Origin of the sequence: Bradyrhizobium oropedii, from assembly GCF_020889685.1 — a bacterium.
GTDB classification, from domain to species: Bacteria; Pseudomonadota; Alphaproteobacteria; order Rhizobiales; family Xanthobacteraceae; genus Bradyrhizobium; species Bradyrhizobium oropedii.
Genome location: NZ_JACMYO010000183.1, coordinates 1 through 16,821 on the forward strand (window position 1 = coordinate 1; position 16,821 = coordinate 16,821).

General features: G+C 58.1%; 15 protein-coding genes and 4 pseudogenes. 12 read left to right on the forward strand and 7 right to left on the reverse strand.

Going from position 1 to position 16,821, the window contains the following annotated elements; translation table 11 throughout:
• Positions 1 to 334 (reverse strand): IS66 family insertion sequence element accessory protein TnpB (tnpB, locus tag H8A95_RS34555; protein WP_229187209.1); only part of this gene is annotated, 334 nt, incomplete at its 3' end.
• A gap of 985 nt (positions 335 to 1,319) precedes the next feature.
• Here tnpB and H8A95_RS44575 point away from each other — a divergent pair.
• The 5 genes from H8A95_RS44575 (at position 1,320) to H8A95_RS34590 (ending at position 5,206) form a co-directional block, all read left to right on the forward strand.
• The gene (locus H8A95_RS44575) at positions 1,320 to 1,688 is read left to right on the forward strand and encodes a type 2 periplasmic-binding domain-containing protein (protein ID WP_229187210.1); all 369 of its coding nucleotides are present in this window, start codon (positions 1,320 to 1,322) and stop codon (positions 1,686 to 1,688) included.
• A 69-nt stretch (positions 1,689 to 1,757) separates the two neighbouring features.
• Positions 1,758 to 2,291: an extracellular solute-binding protein gene (locus H8A95_RS44580; protein WP_229187211.1), complete on the forward strand. Its 534-nt coding sequence runs from the start codon at positions 1,758 to 1,760 to the stop codon at positions 2,289 to 2,291.
• A 75-nt stretch (positions 2,292 to 2,366) separates the two neighbouring features.
• Positions 2,367 to 2,789, forward strand: coding sequence for a LexA family protein (locus H8A95_RS34580; RefSeq protein ID WP_229187212.1), 423 nt, complete (start codon positions 2,367 to 2,369; stop codon positions 2,787 to 2,789).
• A gap of 76 nt (positions 2,790 to 2,865) precedes the next feature.
• The gene (locus H8A95_RS34585; RefSeq protein WP_274617693.1) at positions 2,866 to 3,429 is read left to right on the forward strand and encodes an ABC transporter permease; all 564 of its coding nucleotides are present in this window, start codon (positions 2,866 to 2,868) and stop codon (positions 3,427 to 3,429) included.
• 679 nt (positions 3,430 to 4,108) lie between these two features.
• On the forward strand, positions 4,109 to 5,206 hold the full coding sequence (locus tag H8A95_RS34590; protein ID WP_229187213.1) for a M24 family metallopeptidase: 1,098 nt from the start codon (positions 4,109 to 4,111) through the stop codon (positions 5,204 to 5,206).
• Between the two features lie 571 nt (positions 5,207 to 5,777).
• Here H8A95_RS34590 and H8A95_RS44585 read toward each other — a convergent pair.
• From H8A95_RS44585 to H8A95_RS34610, 5 genes and pseudogenes are all read right to left on the reverse strand, one after another.
• A pseudogene (locus H8A95_RS44585) lies at positions 5,778 to 5,940 on the reverse strand (IS66 family transposase); the annotation flags it as partial.
• Positions 5,941 to 5,988: 48 nt separating this feature from the next.
• On the reverse strand, positions 5,989 to 6,846 hold the full coding sequence (locus tag H8A95_RS34595) for an HpcH/HpaI aldolase/citrate lyase family protein (RefSeq protein ID WP_229187214.1): 858 nt from the start codon (positions 6,844 to 6,846) through the stop codon (positions 5,989 to 5,991).
• Positions 6,846 to 7,311 (reverse strand): annotated as a pseudogene (locus H8A95_RS34600) (MaoC family dehydratase). The gene H8A95_RS34595 and the pseudogene H8A95_RS34600 overlap by 1 nt, the downstream one beginning before the upstream one ends.
• 14 nt (positions 7,312 to 7,325) lie before the next feature.
• Positions 7,326 to 8,492 carry an acyl-CoA dehydrogenase family protein gene (locus H8A95_RS34605; protein ID WP_229187215.1) on the reverse strand — a complete coding sequence of 389 codons (1,167 nt, stop codon included), beginning with the start codon at positions 8,490 to 8,492 and terminating at the stop codon, positions 7,326 to 7,328.
• Between the two features lie 10 nt (positions 8,493 to 8,502).
• A complete protein-coding gene (locus tag H8A95_RS34610; RefSeq protein ID WP_229187216.1) occupies positions 8,503 to 9,693 on the reverse strand; it encodes a CaiB/BaiF CoA transferase family protein in 1,191 nt (396 codons plus the stop codon).
• Positions 9,694 to 9,832: 139 nt separating this feature from the next.
• Between H8A95_RS34610 and H8A95_RS34615 the strand changes: the two genes are divergently transcribed.
• From H8A95_RS34615 to H8A95_RS34650, 7 genes and pseudogenes are all read left to right on the forward strand, one after another.
• The gene (locus H8A95_RS34615) at positions 9,833 to 10,600 is read left to right on the forward strand and encodes an IclR family transcriptional regulator (protein WP_229187217.1); all 768 of its coding nucleotides are present in this window, start codon (positions 9,833 to 9,835) and stop codon (positions 10,598 to 10,600) included.
• A 241-nt stretch (positions 10,601 to 10,841) separates the two neighbouring features.
• Entirely contained in the window at positions 10,842 to 12,014 is a 1,173-nt protein-coding gene (locus H8A95_RS34620; RefSeq protein WP_274617694.1) for a M24 family metallopeptidase, read from the forward strand.
• A gap of 883 nt (positions 12,015 to 12,897) precedes the next feature.
• The gene (locus H8A95_RS34625; RefSeq protein ID WP_229187219.1) at positions 12,898 to 13,317 is read left to right on the forward strand and encodes a PLP-dependent aminotransferase family protein; all 420 of its coding nucleotides are present in this window, start codon (positions 12,898 to 12,900) and stop codon (positions 13,315 to 13,317) included.
• Positions 13,318 to 13,913: 596 nt separating this feature from the next.
• The gene (locus tag H8A95_RS34630) at positions 13,914 to 14,075 is read left to right on the forward strand and encodes a VOC family protein (RefSeq protein WP_229187223.1); all 162 of its coding nucleotides are present in this window, start codon (positions 13,914 to 13,916) and stop codon (positions 14,073 to 14,075) included.
• 102 nt (positions 14,076 to 14,177) lie between these two features.
• Positions 14,178 to 14,631: pseudogene (locus tag H8A95_RS34635) on the forward strand (flavin reductase family protein).
• Between the two features lie 136 nt (positions 14,632 to 14,767).
• Positions 14,768 to 14,912: pseudogene (locus H8A95_RS34640) on the forward strand (IS66 family transposase); the annotation flags it as partial.
• 255 nt (positions 14,913 to 15,167) lie between these two features.
• Positions 15,168 to 16,253, forward strand: coding sequence for an IS5 family transposase (locus H8A95_RS34650; RefSeq protein ID WP_229187220.1), 1,086 nt, complete (start codon positions 15,168 to 15,170; stop codon positions 16,251 to 16,253).
• Positions 16,254 to 16,367: 114 nt separating this feature from the next.
• On the opposite strand, the gene H8A95_RS34655 is transcribed toward H8A95_RS34650, so the two are convergent.
• Positions 16,368 to 16,821, reverse strand: a 454-nt coding sequence (locus H8A95_RS34655) for an IS630 family transposase (protein ID WP_229187221.1), incomplete at its 5' end; no start/stop codon positions are given.

Consider the following 16,821-nt stretch of genomic DNA (forward strand, 5'->3'; position numbering starts at 1 on the left):
GCTTCACAGGCTTGGGCGACACACGCGTCCACTCGAGCCCGTCGAGCAGCATCGCAAGCTGCGTCGCACTGAGATGCACCACGCCGTTGCGGATCGGCGGCCAGGTGAAACGTCCTTGGTGCAACCACTTCGTTACCAGCACCATGCCGCTGCCATCCCACGCCAGAAGCTTCACTCTGTCCATGCGCTTGCTGCGGAACACGAAGACGTCGCCGCAATACGGGTTCGCGCGCAGTGCTTCGCTCAGCAGCGCCGACAGCGTGTGCACCGACTTGCGAAAGTCGACCGGCTGTGCCGCCAGCACCACTTTGAGGTCGGACCTCAGTGCAATCACCGGATGCCCCGAAGCGCCGACAGCACCGTCGAAAGCGTCGCCAGTTCCACACCCGGCTCGATCCGGATGCGGCCCCACTCAGCTCGATCTCGATCACCCCGCAGGCCTTGGTCGGCGACGCGCTGATCTCCAAAGACCTCATCTGTGCCGACACAATACGCTCGGCGGCTGCGCCGCCGCCCTCGGCACCAATTTGGATTGGCACGAGGCTCGGCGCCTTGCCAGTTACCGCCGCAACCTGGCGTCGCCACACCGCGAGCAGCCCGCGGGCAACGCCATTGCGCCGCGCTACATCAGAGATGTTCACGCCTTCCTCAAAGCTCCGATCCGGGCCTTCTCCTCGCCCGTCCACCGGCGCCGCCTGCGCTCCCCGGTGATCACCTCGACACGACGATAGGATCGACTTCCTGCCTGGCATCAAGCATGGCATTTGCCATCGTTCCACCTCCACTGATCCGCTCATACCAGGCTGTATCGCGCGCTAACCGAGGGATAGTTAGGTGGGGGCCTCACGCCGGTTACTCTTCACCGCCTCACCTCAGCGCTTCAGCAGCCGACGGCAGCCGAAGCGCACGGGTTCGACGACCACTCCCGCAGCCGCTTGCGCTGGGCCGCATCGTCCGGTCGCGCCAAGCGATAGCGGTAGACCCGTGGCTCCATGCGGACGAGGCCGCAGTCGCGACGCTGCGATTAGCCCTTGATCTCGATCGCCCAGGAAACCGGCCGGGTGCAACGGATTGAACGAAGCTCACCTCAAGTTTCTCGCGAAGCATCGACGTCAAGGGCTCGTGCGCGTTCTCCCGTGGCGGAAGGATTGCATGATGTTCTTCCGACATCATGCATCCACAGCTGATTATCACGCCTCGAGCAGTGCTGCTGCTGAGGAGTCGCAAGGAATCGTCGAATTTATCATGAATGGCGCTGAATTTCAGCGGTATCCAATCAAAATCGCGAAATTTGGTTCTTTAGGGCGTTCTACTGTGACTTGGCGAGCGAGAATAGCCAGATAGCCAGCAGACTCGCTTTCGCGAAGCCCTTCACCGACAAGGAGGGCATTACATTGGTTTCGGATTCGGCGCCGAACCTCGCCAAGATAAAGGCGATGGTCGAAGCCCGAGCCGTGCAGTGGGACGTCATCGACGTCACCGAAGCCGACTACATCAATCTGGCCAAGCAAGGCCTTCTAGAGCCCATCGACTATTCTGTCTTTGATCCGAAGACGCTGGCCGAGCTGGACGAGAAGGATCGCCTCCAATATGGCGTGACGATGTCGCTCTCTGCCTTTGGAATCGGCTACCGCACGGATCTAGGCCCGGCCGACCCATCCCACCAACATGGTCGAATTCTGGGATAGCGAGAGGTTTCCAGGTCCGCGCGCATTGCCCACGGGTAGCTTCGGCTCCCCCCTTGGGAGCAGGCCCTCTTGGCGGATGGCGTCGCGCCCGACAATCTCTATCCAGTTGATTTCAAGCGTGCAACGGCGAGCTTGGACCGAATCAAGAACAATGTGAAGGTCTGGTACGAGGACACTGCGGCGGGTGTCCAGTCGCTGGTGAGCGGCGATGTCGATTATGCTTTGTTGCCCAATGGCCGGGTCATCCGAGCGAAGGAGCAGGGAGCGAAGATCGATTTCGAGTATGGTCAGTCCTTCTTCGATCGCAGCTTCTTCGTCGTCCCGAAAGGCGCGCCACATAAGGCCGAGGCGATGAAGCTCATCGCGTTCGCCTCCCGGGCGGGCCCCTCAGCGGCGTTTATGAAACTCATACCTTATGCCATGCCGAATAAGGCTGGGCTCGCCTTCCTAGACCCGTCCTATGCGGCCGGCCTGCCCACTGCGCCGATGAACATCAGCCGCGCGATCCCGCGTGAGGGGACATTCTATGGCGAGATCGCGCCCAACGGCCAGAGCTGGCAGCAGATCGGGCTCAAGACCTGGAACGAATGGTATGGGCGCTAGCATGCGTGGATGGCGGGCCTTGCCAGCGGGGCGAGGGTCCGGGCCAGCGAGGACATCGTTCGGTAGGAGGTCAGCTTGAATTCGCCGGCGCCGATGATCGCGGGTTCCAATAACTCAATGAAAAATGGCTCAGTTCGACTCGATAACGTATATTCATCTCGGCCCCCTTTGTCGGAGAGCCGGGTGAATCGACAAATGAATCGGAAATCAGGCCTCGCCCGCCGCCCCGGCGCGCAAGGCTTGACCGAAAAGCAGGGCGAGTACCTCGCTTTCATCTACACCTACTCGCACATGTTCCGGTGCGCCCCCGCCGAAGCCGACATGCAACGCCACTTCCAGGTTAGCCCACCCTCGATTCATCAGATGGTCGTCACCCTCGAACGAGCCGGTCTTATCCGACGTCAACCCGGCGTCGCACGAAGTATCGAGCTCCTCGTTCCTCCAGACGAAATCCCAATCCTCAAATGGCTCAAAATCAACCAGTCAAATCCTCTGTGACGAGGTACTAGCCGGGGATAGCCAGTGGATATCTGCTGGAATCAGTTCGCTCGCCGTCGGCGCAATCGCCACGGCCTTGGCCCTCGTCGCAGGACTGATGGCTGCACTAGGGCTGCGTAGATTCCGCGGCCGCGCGGGACGCCTCCTTGTTACGCTTTTCATCCTGCCGGCGATGATCCCGACCATGATCTATTCGATCGGCGCGTACTTCAGCGCAGTGCGGGTCGGCTTGACGGACACAGTGCTCGGCATCGGGATAGCCCATGCAGTGCTCGGGCTGCCCTTCGTCGTGATCATATGCGCTACCGCGCTAAGCGCGATAAAGCCGTCAGTTGAAATGGCAGCCCAGTCGCTTGGCGCGCGACGTTTCGCTCGCTTTCGGCGGATCGTCCTTCCGCTTATCGCGCCCAGCCTGCTGGCGGGTGGCCTGGTTGCCTTCCAGACCTCCTTCGACGAGATCGTCGTGGCGCTCTTCATGTCCGGGGTAGAGACGCGGACCTTGCCTAAGCAGATGTGGCAGGCCACGACGCTTGAAGTCACCCCGATAATACCCGCCGCTGCTGTCGTCGTGCTTTTGCTGATCCTCTTAGCTGCCGTCTGCGTCTTAGCCATTCGGCGGGTGTTACGTTGGAAACCATAACACAGCAACTCGATCAGATCGGTGCCGCCGAAACGGCGGAGGAAATTGTGGCGGTGCCGCACAGCTTTTCAACAGAGATCCCGGCCGCGCATCGATCGCCTCGCCGGTGACGATGGCTCCGAGGTTGGCGGCCGGATTCTACGCCGAGCATGCAACGGTTGCGGTAACTTGTGACCATCGCATTCGTCACGACTGCGAGGCGCCAGCCGTTTCCTCAGGGAAGATCTAGAAAAGATAGAGAGCAGACTGGTGATCGCCACAGAAGACCATCGACCCGCGTTTCCGTCACCACCGTTGCTGGCAGCATTGCAACGGCCATCATAACAGCGCTCGAAATGGCTGGTGAGAAGGCGACAAATTGAGTCAGCGAGGCCTGACACCGGTGGATATCGGGGCGAAGTTCAGAGACGATGCCTCGTCGCGGAGGCGATAAGCGGCATCGCTCATCCTTAGAAGGCACAGTTCCGGCCATGGAATGTCGCAGCTACGGTGTCTTTCCCGCGATTGACGGCATCAATTTCGATGCCGGGCAATGCGAGTTCGGCCCCTTAATGGGACCGTCCGGATCAGGCAAGACAAGATACTGATGATCGCGGCTGGCATTACCGCGCCCACTGGCAGCGGCCGACACGACGCTGTCGTGTGAGAAGCGGCGCAACACGAGAGGAGACTCCACGAAGTGATCGTCGATAGCAAGACAAGACTAGCGGCACTCCGCGAGAAGATGAGGGTACAAGGAGCCCATCTTACAGCGATCGGTCCAGGCTCGCATATGGATTGGTTGCTTGGTTTCCACCCGTATCCGGACGAGCGACCTTGTTTGCTGCTGGTCGCGCCCGAGAAAGAAACCATCCTGATGCCAGTGTTGAATGCGGAGGGTTCGCGTGGGAAGACAGACATCGAGTTCCACGCTTGGGGCGATGCTGATGGTCCGAATGTGGCGCTGGCGCAAGCAATCTCCGCGATTGGTGCGACTGAGGCGAAGAGCGTCATCCTGGACGAAACGATGCGCGCCGACTTCGCGCTACTGTTGCTTGACGCACTGACCGGCGCCAAACACAGCTTCACCGACGATACGCTCGGATCGCTTAGGATGCGCAAGGATGCCGCCGAGTTCTCGACCATGAAAATGAATGCCAGGATCGCTGATCGCGTCATGCAAAAGGCATTCGCCGCAATCAGGCTCGGGATCAGCGAGGCTGAGCTAGCATCCGCGATCCAGCGGGGCTTTTCGGAAGAGGGAGCTGCGCCCGAATTTTGGATAGTCGCGTGCGGCAGCAATAGCGCTGTGCCCCATCCCCAGTCCGGCCGCAATCTTGGAGTGGGAGATGCCGTCCTAATCGACATCGGGGGCCGCAAGAACGGATTTCCGAGCGACATCACGCGTATGGCAGTCGTCGGCCATCCGCCTGATGGTTACGACGAAATCCATACCATTGTGGAAGAGGCGGTGCAGAGCGCGTTGATGGCCGCACGCGCCGGCGTCTCTGCGAAGGACCTCGATGCCGCCGCACGCGGAGTGATCACAAACGCCGGCTACGGCGAGTTTTTCATGCACCGGACGGGCCACGGAATGGGAATCGACCTCCATGAACCACCTTACATCACCGCAACTTCCGAAACGGTGCTCGAGGAGGGCATGGTATTCTCGATCGAGCCCGGTATCTATCTGCCCGGTCGCTTTGGCATCCGGCTCGAGGAAATTGTTATCCTCCGAGAGGACGGCCCCGAGATCCTCTCTACACTGCCACGGGACGTCTACTTAGCTAGAGGTTAGCCTCGCGGGCAAATCTCGTCACCCCGACGTACTCCCGCCGAGTCTGTTCGCGCGCGACAAGTTCGTGGCACTGCCGAGCCCCGTATCCGTCAACGAGGTGCTAGACAAACTGTGAGGTGCATTATCGAGCTCCTCCGTATCCCGCGATCCGGGGCGACGACTTCTTGATATTCCAACCGCGGAATCCATCCCGAAGTATTGCATGCCCGAAACGAGGCATGGCGACTGACAAGGTCTCCACCCACTCTCAACGTTTGATGTTTCCAAGGACGATTTCAAACTGATGAAGGAGATCGAGTACGAGCGGAATGGCCGAGGCGGTAATCTGACGTGCTCCCCGTTGCCCTGTTCACGTTGTTGTCCCTTGCGGACTGGTTTGAAAATTCGGACGGGGAGCCCCGTCGAGGCTCGTGTGCGGGCGGTTGACATTGTACCGCGACATTGAGCGCTAACTGAGAGTGTGCGGCGGTATCGCCTGCTTCACGACGCTCGCAGGCTCAAACTGAACGGTGACTCCATGCGTCGTCCGCCGGCTCTTCCTCGGCCGTGATTACATCGTCGGCCGATGAAGAGCCGGCGGATCGACGCCGTTCTTTTTTGTGACGATCAAACTGTACATGGCCGCGGCCCGCTGTCCGCCGCGATCGGACCGGCAGAAGGGCCAGGATTTACGGCCGAGAGCGATGCCTCGTAGGCTCTTTCGGCGGCATTATTGCAGTGAGGCACATACGCCCGCGTCCCGATCTAATCCGAAAGCACCATCTCTTGGGGAATTCGTGAATCTACGTCTTCGGGGCGGAAGCGGCAATGATGGCAAGTGCCGTCTTTTTGTGGGGGAGGTCCACCATTTTTCCATCGATACGGATGGTACCTGCTTGAGGGGGGGCCTCGAAAGCGTCGATCACCTTCCGCGCCCATGAGACCTCTGCTTCATTAGGCGCGAAGCTGCGGTTCACGGCTTCGACATGCTTAGGATGAATGACAGCTTTGGCCTGGAATCCATCTCGCTTCGCGATTTCCGACTCGTGCCTCACGACCGAGAGGTCACACAGTTCCGTACAAATTGCATCAACGGCTACGACACCCGCTGCTGCCGCAACGGCAAGGCAGAGATTGCGAGCCAATCGGAAGGGCTCGTGATATATTCCGTCTAGGATGTTACTGGTCGAGCCCAACGAAGCGGCTAAATCTTCGGCGCCCCACATCATTCCCCAAAGCCGGGCACTGCAATTGCGATACTGGCCAAGCGTGAACAAAGAAGCCGCCGTCTCGGTAACGATAGGTAGAATTTTTGTCTCTTCTACTCCATGCGTAGCTTCGAAGGCATCGAGGTAGTGGTCCAGCTTGCGCAGATCGTCAGGGCCCTCACATTTCGGCAACACGATGCCGTCAGGTGCGTGGGACATCACCGCTGCAAGGTCCAAAAGCGCAAAGCCCGTATCAAATGAATTGATGCGCACAAAGCGGTCCTGTCGGCCCCGAGGTGCACCCAACATCTCACGTACGACCGTCCTTGCGGGAGCCTTGGAGCCCAACGCGACAGAATCCTCGAGATCGAGGATCAGCGCATCGGCAGGACTTGCCGATGCCTTTTCGAACTTCCGGATACTGTCGGCGGGGACGAACAGGAAACTCCGCATCAGTCGACTCGTTCAACCGGTCGCTTTCGCATCAGCGCCACGCGCCTGCATGAGGCGACAAGGGACCCGTCCTGTTTATAGCAGCGATGTTCGAATTCCACGAGGCCAGCGCCCGGCCGGGATCGACTTTGCCGTATCGAAAGGACGTAGGTTTCAGCGCGCAGTGTGTCGCCATGGAAAACAGATTTAGGAAAGCCCACTTCAGTCATCCCAAGGTTTCCAATGGTGGTTCCCAAGGTCGTGTCTTGGACACTCAGGCCCACCATGATGGCTAGAGTGAACATTGAATTGAATAGCCTCTGGCCCCCATTCGGTGCCTTCCGCAAAATGCGCATCGATGTGCAGCGGCTGCGGATTCATCGACATCAGACTGAACAGGGTGTTGTCGGCCTCGGTTACTGTACGGGTCAACTCGTGGATAAAGTGCTGGTCCACATGGAAATCTTCGAAGTACAAGCCAAGCATGGTGCATGTATCATTTAGTAGGATTTGGGAAGATTCAGTACTTTCTCGGCAATGAAGCAAAGCGCGAGTTGCGGGGAGACAGGTGCTATACGGGGAATAAGACTTTCCCGAAAATACCGCTCCACGTGGTATTCTTTGGCGTAACCAAATCCACCGTGTGTCATCACCGCCGTCTGGCAGGCATCGAATCCGGCCTCGCCGGCGAGATACTTGGCAATGTTGGCCGAGGCGCCACAGGGAAGACCATTATCGTACTCCCAGGCCGCCTTAATTGTCGCAAGCCAAGCCGCCTCAAGGTTGGCGTAACACACGGCAAGCGGGTGCTGGATGGCCTGGTTCTTGCCGATCGGCCGATTGAAAACTATTCGTTCGCGGGCGTACTCGGACGCTTTCTTCAACGCGGCGAAGCCCAGTCCAACGGCTTCAGCCGCAATAAGGACGCGTTCCGGATTCATCCCATGCAAAATGTACTCGAAACCACGTCCTTCCTCGCCGATAAGGTCGTTTTCCGGTATTTCGAAGTTGTCGAAGAACAATTCGTTGGAGTCGACCGCCTTGCGGCCCATTTTCTCGATCTCTAAGACCTTGATCCGCTCTCTATCGAATCGCGTATAAAAAAGGGATAGACCGTCGGTCGGTTTCTTAACCTCCTCAAGAGGGGTCGTGCGGGCGAGCAGTAGCAGGTTGTCGGCAACCTGAGCGGTGGAAATCCAGACTTTTTGGCCGTTGACGATATAGCGGTCGCCTTGCTTGTCCGCACGCAGCTTTAGCTGCGTCGTATTCAATCCAGTATTCGGTTCGGTAACACCGAAGCAGGCCTTGGCGCGCCCTTCCGCAATTGGGCGGATCATTCGCTCCTTCTGTGCCTCGGTACCGAACACGGCAACAGGATTAAGGCCAAAGATGTTGATGTGGACCGCGGAAGCGCCGGACAGCCCCGCGCCGGACTCGGCAATGGTGCGCATCATCACGGCTGCCTCCATGATACCGAGGCCCGCGCCGCCGTGGGCCTGCGCGATACAGATTCCAAGCCAGCCCTCACTAGCAAGCGCATCATAGAATTCGTGCGGAAAGCCGCCTTCTCGATCGCGTTTGAGCCAATATGCATCGTCAAACTGACCACAAAGTCGGCCGACTGCCTCGCTGACGGACTCTTGAATTTCACTGAGGGCAAATTCCACGGGGCTGTTCCTATAGAGGAGTGCAAAGAGCGCCGGAGGCGCGCATCTGCTCGATTTCAGTGGGGGCAAAGCCGGCTTGGGCGAGGATCTCGTGGCCATGTTCGCCAAGCTGCGGGGCGAGACGGTCTGTGGTTGCATCGCTGCGCGAGAAGCGGACCGGGAACGCCATGCTTCTTAATGTCCCTTCAGACGGGTGCTCGACAGTCCTGAAGAAGCCAGTTGCGGCGAGATGCGGGTCTTCAAGCACCGATTCAAAGCTGTGCATGGGCATGGCTGGCACGTCAGCCTGCTGAAACAGCAGAAGCCATTCCGCGGTGGTCTTAGTAAGCATGATGCGGCCAAGCTCGGCGTAGACTTCGTCGATATTAGCCATACGGGATGCAAAGCTCGCAAAGCGGCTGTCGCTTTGCGAAGGTCGCTCGATCGCCCTGAAAAACCGCTCCCATTGTCCGTCGTTGTAAATCAGTGCGCAGATGTAGCCGTCGCTGGTCTTGTACGGACGGCGGTCAGGCGACAGATGACGGGAATAGCCTCCGCTATCGAGGGGCGGATCAAAGGTCAATCCAGACAGATGGTCTCCGAGTACGAGGGCGACCATGGTCTCGTACATCGGAATCTCTATCTTCTGGCCTCGGCCAGAGTTCTCTCGCTCGATGACCGCGGCAAGCACTGCATTGACCGCGGCGATGCCCACGAAGCGGTCGGCGACGGCAGTGGGAACGTAGGCCGGGCGGCATCCAGCTCGGCTGAAGCTGTATGCCAGGCAGGCGCCGCCTTGAATCAAGTCGTCATAGGCCGGACGCTCTGCATAGGGGCCCTTGAGGTCAAAACCCACCAACTGTGCGTAAATGATACGAGAGTTGATCTTCTCGAAATCCTCGTAGGCGAGGCCCAGCCGGGTCATCGCTTGCGGCCGGATGTTCGAAATTACAATGTCGGCCTCTATGGCAAGCCTAAGTAGCGCCTCTCGCCCCGCAGGTTGCTTCAAATCGAGGGCGATACTCCGTTTGGAGCGGTTGGTGTTCAGAAAGAGGGGACCCATGCCGGGATTGCGAGCAGGACCAATCTGACGAATCACATCTCCATCCGGAGATTCGACCTTGATAACCTCGGCGCCGAGATCGCCCATCGTCTGCGTCGCGAAGGGGCCCATGAGCACCGACGTAAGATCAAGAACTCGAAGTCCTTTCAATGGTCCCATAATGCCATAGATCCTGATATGTTTCTATATGTAGACAATAAATTCCGCATATGGCACAAAATACTTATCATTCGAGAAAAGTCAATTGCAGGTTTCGAGTGCGAATGATCCTTGGTGCCGGTAGCGCAGAGGGAAGACCATGACGGTAAGACAGATCGAAAACGCGGTGGCTCTTCTCGAGTACTTCGCACACGTACGAAGGCCCACAACACTCGCTGAGGTAGTCAGTCATTTCGGCTGGCCACGATCGAGTGCTTTTCACGTTCTCTCGACCCTTGCCCAGACCGGCTATCTTTACGAGCCGAGGGTGCGGGAGGGCTTCTATCCAACTCCGAAATTGCTGCACCTCGCGAGCAGGATTGCCGAAGCTGAACCTGTCCCCGACGGACTCCTCAGGATCATGTGGACCTTGGCGGAAAGGACAGGGGAGACAGTTTGGATCTCGGGGGCAAGCGGACAGTACGCCGTGTTCCTGGACGTGATCGAGTCGGAAGCCGCCGTCCGCTACACGGCCAACCCGGGTAAGCGCGTGCCGATCCACCTAACGGCATCAGGTCTCGCGCTGCTGTCCCAGTTCGACGAGCGTGATCGTCAGATTATCCTGCGGAAGGCCACCTATGAGGCGCGCGGCCCTAATGCGCCCCGCAACGTCGAAGAAGTTCGCGCCGAACTGGAGGCAGGTAAGCTGCGAGGCTGGTTTCGCTCAGCTTCGTATTACACTCCTGATCTCGGGGGCGTTGCCGTGCCAGTGGCGGTCAACAACCGGCACTTCGCAATCACTGTTGCCGGTCCGCTCTTCCGCGCTGAGACAAAGTTCGAGGATTTCGCACGCGAAATCCTCGCTGCAATAACAGAGGAGTACGGGGACCAGCATGGCCAGCACCGCTTCGAGGACGTCCCGACTTAATTAGCAGTTATAGATTGGCGTCCTGGCAGAGCGAGCATTCTAGCGCTTCAATAGATGCGCAGGTGAAAGCTGCGCTGCCGTCAGCGGAAGTTGACTCAAAATAAGGCATACAGGTCATGAAAGCTTCCCGTTCTCCGCGCCGACGCCGTATTTCGGCGCACGAAGATCGTAAAACAGCGCAACGCAGCTTTTTGATGTGGCACACTCTTTGCGGTGATAAAAACAGGCCAGAGGGTACGAAATGCAATCAACCATAGCTCGCGGTTTTCAAACTTCGGAGTTCGAGGCCAGGGTGGAGCGCGCTCAGGCCCTAATGGCCGACCAGAAGCTCGACGGCCTACTCCTCACGTGGGGTGATAACATCCGGTATTTTACCGGCATTGAAGCTGGTTTCGAAGGAAGCCACACCCGTCCGTGGTTCCTGCTGGTTCCTGCAGCGGGGGAGCCCACTGCAATAGTACCGGCGATTGGCGAAGCCTTAATGAGCGCCACATGGGTAAAGGACATCAGATCCTGGCCTTCGCCTCGTCCGGAGGATGAGGGTACGACGCTGCTTGTCGCTGCGCTTGCTAGCTTGCCGCGGCGTTTTGGCCGCATCGCTGCCGAGTTCGGAATAGAGACGCGCTTAGGAATTCCGGTGGTTCAGCTTAATCAGATCATTAAAGCTGTCCCAGGCGTGGAAATCGTTGACGGCGCTTCCTTAATTTGGTCCCTCAGAATGATTAAGAGTGACGCTGAGGTCACGAAAATTCAGCGCGCAGTAGATATTGCGGGCGCGGTATTCGCGCAGGTGCCTGATTTTGTACACATGGGCGACACCGAGCAAGCCATCCAGAAGCAGTTCCGGCTTCGACTCTTGGAAGCAGGCGCTGGCCAGGTGGGTGCGCTCTGCAGGTCGGGGCCAGGCGGACCCGAAGCGCGATCAATCATCGGCCCAGCCCGCGATCGGCAGATCTCGGATGGGGATCTTCTCTTTATCGATACAGGCGCAACGGTCGAAAACTATTTTTGCGATTATGACCGCAACTATCAAGTTGGTTCAGTCAGCGACGCGCTGCTCTTTGCCAATGAACGAGTATGGGAGGCGAACGAAGCTGGGCTGCGAGCAGCCGTTCCAGGGGTGACGGCCGGGCACGTCTTCGAAGCGATGGCCAAGGTGCTCTCATTGAGAGACCGAGAGCTGAATAGCTACGGAAGGATGGGGCACGGCCTCGGATTGCGCGTGACCGAGCCGCCGTCCATTAAGATCGGGGATAATACATTGCTCAAGCCTGGCATGGTTCTCTGCATTGAACCAGGGTACGAATACGAACCTGGAAAAATCGTGCTCCACGAGGAAACAGTCGTGATTACTGCGGACGGTTCGAGGCTTCTGACGCCACGCGCTCCCAAGCAGCTTCCACGAATACAATAGAACGATCGCTGAGCGAGTGTGAGCCCGACTTTTGTGCCGACCGCTCACATTCGCCGCTGCCTTGGACTTCCAGTCTAGGCCGAAGGTTGGTTCCAGTAATTGTTGTCCGAGGCTCAAAACGTCATTGTTGGCACCTCGGTGGCCGCTCGATGTGCGAACTGTGTTTCACTTAAGCAGCGTGCGTGCTGGACAGCCCTAGCTAAAATTGTCCATCAGCAAGATGAGCAAGTTTGATAGGCTAAAGATTCCGGATATTCGAAGTTGCCTGCCCATCTCTATCGTCAATTGCCGGAGCGGCGGATTCACCAACCGCGCCAAGCCTGATAGCCCTGTATAGTTGCCAGGGCTGGCCATCATTGCGAATGTCACGGCAACCACAATTATGCAGCCACTTTGGATACCAATTTACCAGGACGACAAGGTGCTCTCGCCTGGAGCTATCCGCTGGTGGGCGCTAATCGGCTTGCTGATCAACCTTGCTTTTATTGGATTAGTGCTAGCTTGGTCCTGATTTGAAATCGCTGCGCTAGATCGAGGCTGTGTTCGACCGGCTGCTTTAGGGGGGCCACGCAGATCTGCTATCTCATAGCAAGTATTAATTTTCCCGACCCTTTACGCTCCCAACGAGAGAGCCAAGAAACTGTTCCGGCTCCGCCGGGAAAGAGGCTGTCAAGCGACGTCCGGATCTAACCCCGCGGCGACAGGAGGAAGCACCCCCCTGTTGTCTGACGGAACTGAAGCAGACCGCTCGCGAAGCGCGCCCCCCATAACACTGTAGCGAGCGAGCGGCTTGCGTCACGATTTCCTCTCCGATGTTTGGCATCGGGCGTTATCGTGATGCAACATTCCTGTCATGGCAATACGATCAAGGCGATGTCGGTCGGTGCGCGAGGCGTACGGCTCGCTGCTGTTCGACGTGACCGGGCGCGAGGTGGTGAGCGAGCACCTCAATGAGTTCAACTACGAATGTCGGGATGAAAAGCCGGCCGCCCTTGTCCGAACAAGTCGTCAGCGCGCGGCCGCGGTCGCCAGCATGCGCAAGCAGGCAATCGAGCCGTTCCGCGCTGGTCCACGCTTCGCAGACGTTCGTCGGATCGGAACAATTACGGCACTCGACGTGAAAGCGAATGATCCCGGTTATCTGTCAGGCATAGGTCCGAATCGAGACTTCTTCAAAGCCCGAAATCTGCTTCTTCGTCCGTTCGGGAATACGATCTATGTCATGCCGCCTTATCGCTTTACGACGACGAATCTTGATCAGATCTATACCTGCATCAGAGATGCCGCCGATGTGGTCGGTTGAGGATTCGGATTGCGCGTGGACTCACCAAGCCTTCCTGATTATCAATCGGCAACTTGGGAGAGCGGCGGTGTCGGACTAGAGAGATATAACAACCCACGTACAGATAATGTAACCGCAGCTGCCTTGCTGCGCAATCGATTGCCGCGACGAAGCTGATCCGCCAATTGAAATCCTTCGAAGAGGCGATCGGAAACGCAGGAATTATCTCTCGAAGCGGCTCTCATTGCATCAAACAGAAGAAACTATCCGCTATCGTCGACAATCTCGGCGAGCGGCTTCGATGGACCGCAACATCTTGACAAGTAGGCGCGCAAAACAGGGCCAAGCTCGTTGCGCCTGCAGAGATCGCAGATTGACTGCTCGTTCGGGATCGGGAGTGAGCAAGTAAAGCTTAAGCAGGTCTATCTTACGGCCGTTGAACCTGAAGGATTGGCGGGTTTTTACGAGGCTCTCGGATTGACGATCCGCTTCGCCGATCGTGGCAAGTGGATTCAATTCGCAGGAGAGAAAGCGGCCTTTTGTGTCGCAGTCCGGCCGAATCCGTATCCGAACAGTCCGCGAATGCTGTCCTCGTATTTGAGGTGGATAATCTGGAAATGGCTCTCGATCGCGCGCGGGCGGAGGAGGCTGAAGTGCTTGGTGAAGTCCGGGATATGGGAGCGCATGGTCGGGTGGCCCATTTTAAGGACCCGCAACAAAATACGATCCAGCTCTTCAGGCTGCGACCAAGTAGTGCCGCAAATCAACTCTCTGGATAACCTTGGTTCTATGTATCAGGGCAATCTACGATGAACCACCGAGTGTCGCGCATGCCTAGTCAGGTAATCCCGGTGTTCAGCAGCAAGGAATTCCGCAGCGCAATGCGCAACGTACCGGGCGCCGTGTCGATCGTAACGACAGGTACGCAGCCGGGCAGGCACGGTTTGACGTTGACCGCCGCCTGTTCGTTGTCGACCGATCCGTCGAGCGTGCTCGTCTGCGTCAACAAGTGCTGGCGCTCACGATACGATAAAGCGGAGCAGATCATTCTGTTGGAATATTCTCGCAGCGGATCACGCTGCCTTGGCGCAGAAATTCGCGGGGCAGGACGGGAGCAAGGGCGACATACGCTTCAGCGAAGGTTTGTGGCGCGAACTCGCCACGCGAGCACCGAGCCTCGTCGAGGCGATTTGCAGCTTCGATTGCCGAGTGTCAGCTTCGTACGATGTCGGGACCCATACGATCTTCGTCGGCGAGGTGGTCGCACAAGCGACAAACGCTGATCGCGAACCTCTTGTCTATGTGGAGGGCGAATTCACTGTACCCAAGCTTTAGTCTTACTACGTCACAAACTTAGTCCGGGTAGTTGAGTGCATCAGGGGGCGCTGGCGGTGTCGAAGGAAGCACGGCGTCGGCTGAAGGTGGCGAATTGCCACGCGACAAGTTCGGCGCGAAGTCCGAGAAGCTACGGGAGCATGTCGTGCCTGGTGGATTACCAACCGAAGCGGCGATTGGGCACGTGATCGTCTCAAAGTTTGGCGACCATACGCCGTTTTACCGTCAGGCCGAGATCTATGCGCCAGGGAATCCGGCTTGATCGGCCGATACTGGGTAATGTGCGCAAATGGCAGCCGAGATGCTGCACGCTGGCGTCAATGACCTCGGGGGGACGCTGATGGACGAATCAATTTCGCGATCGGCGGGAGCCGACCTTGGCGAGGAGCTGACTCCTGCTGAGATGGTCAAGTTGATTCGCCATGCCGGCCGCGAGCCCGTGCGCAGGAGCACACTCTAGCAGTCTGCTGAAAGAGCCCTCGCACAGGCCCTTGGTTGATGATTCAATTATATATCATGAATCGTCGGGGGCTCGCATGCGGGGCGCTTTTACGGATCAGGGCGGGTTGTTTTCGTACATCTCGCCGGAAGCGCGGGTGCCTGCGACCCACCCGCTGAGGAAGATTCGGGAGCTTGTCCGCGATGTTTTGAGTGAGTTGAACCGTAGCCTTGGCAGGCTTTACGCGAGCGAAGGACGGCCCTCGATCCCTCCGGAGCAATTGCTGAGCGCGTTGCTACTGCAGGTGTTCTACGGCATTCGGTCGGAACGCCAGTTGATGGAGCAACTGGACTATAATCTTCTGTACCGCTGGTTCGTGGGGCTTTCGCCTGATGACCCGGTCTGGGACCCGACCACCTTCACCAAGAACCGGGAGCGGCTGCAGAACGGCGAGGTGTTTACGAAGTTCATGAGCAAGCTTCTGAACCATCCGCAGGTCAAGCCTCTGCTGTCGGACGAGCATTTCTCGGTGGACGGAACGCTGATCGAAGCCTGGGCTTCACAAAAGAGCTTTCGCCCCAGGGATGGCAGCGGTGACGATGATGACGGCGCGAACTTCCACGGCCAGAAGCGCAAGAACGACACCCATGCCAGTACCAGCGACCCCGACAGCAGACTTTATCGCAAGGCCGCCGGGCGGGAGGCAAAGCTTTGTTATATGGGCCACGCCACAATGGAGAACCGGCATGGGCTGGCGGTGGCCGGCATGGTCACCCACGCCAATGGCACCGCCGAGCGACGAGCCTCGGAGATCATGCTTAAAGCCAAGAGTAAAGCTGCCGGCCGCCGCATCACGGCCGGTGAGGACAAGGCGTATGATACAGCCGATCATGTCGCCAATCTTCGCGCTCTCAACGTGACACCGCATGTGACGCAGAACCTGGCCGTCACCAAAACCGGCAAGACCCGAAACAGCGCCATCGATGAACGAACTACGCGGCATCCGGGGTACGGCATGTCGCAATCACGCCGGGCAATGACCGAGTGCATCTTCGGATGGGGCAAGCAGCACGGCACCATACGTAAGACCAAACATCGCGGCATCGGCCGCGTCGCCGCCGACTTCATGCTCAATCTGATCGCCTACAACCTGATCCGCATCCCCAAACTGATTGCAGCCTAGCCAAGCCGGCGTGAGCTTACGCCCTTAACGTCGTCACACCGATCGAGCAACGAACCGCGAGAGAAAATCCAAAGCTTTCCTAGTTTTTCAGCAAACTGCTAGAGCATTTTCCGATCACGTTGCGTCGTAACCAGCTGCGACGAGATAATTTTGACATTCCTCGGGGGAGAAGCGTTTGAGAGCGTTGGCGATTGCTTGCCAGAGATCGGGCATGGTGCGCGCTGCCGCGGCCCGCAACAGCGCCTTCAATTTAGAGAAGGCCATTTCGATCGGGTTGAAGTCTGGACTGTAGGGCGGGAGATAGAGAAGGCTTGCTCCGACCGCCTGGATGGCCTCTCGAATGCCATGGACCTTGTGAGCGGGCAAGTTGTCCATGATAACGGTATCGCCCGGCCGCAGCGATGGGGCGAGCGATTGTTCGACGTAGGCCAGGAAAGCGTCGCCATCCATTGGACCGTCCAGAACAAGCGGCGCGATCAGACCGTCGGAGCGCAATCCAGCGGTGAATGTCGTCGTCTTCCAATGTCCGTGTGGGACAGCTGCACGACATCGCTCGCCGCGCGGCGAG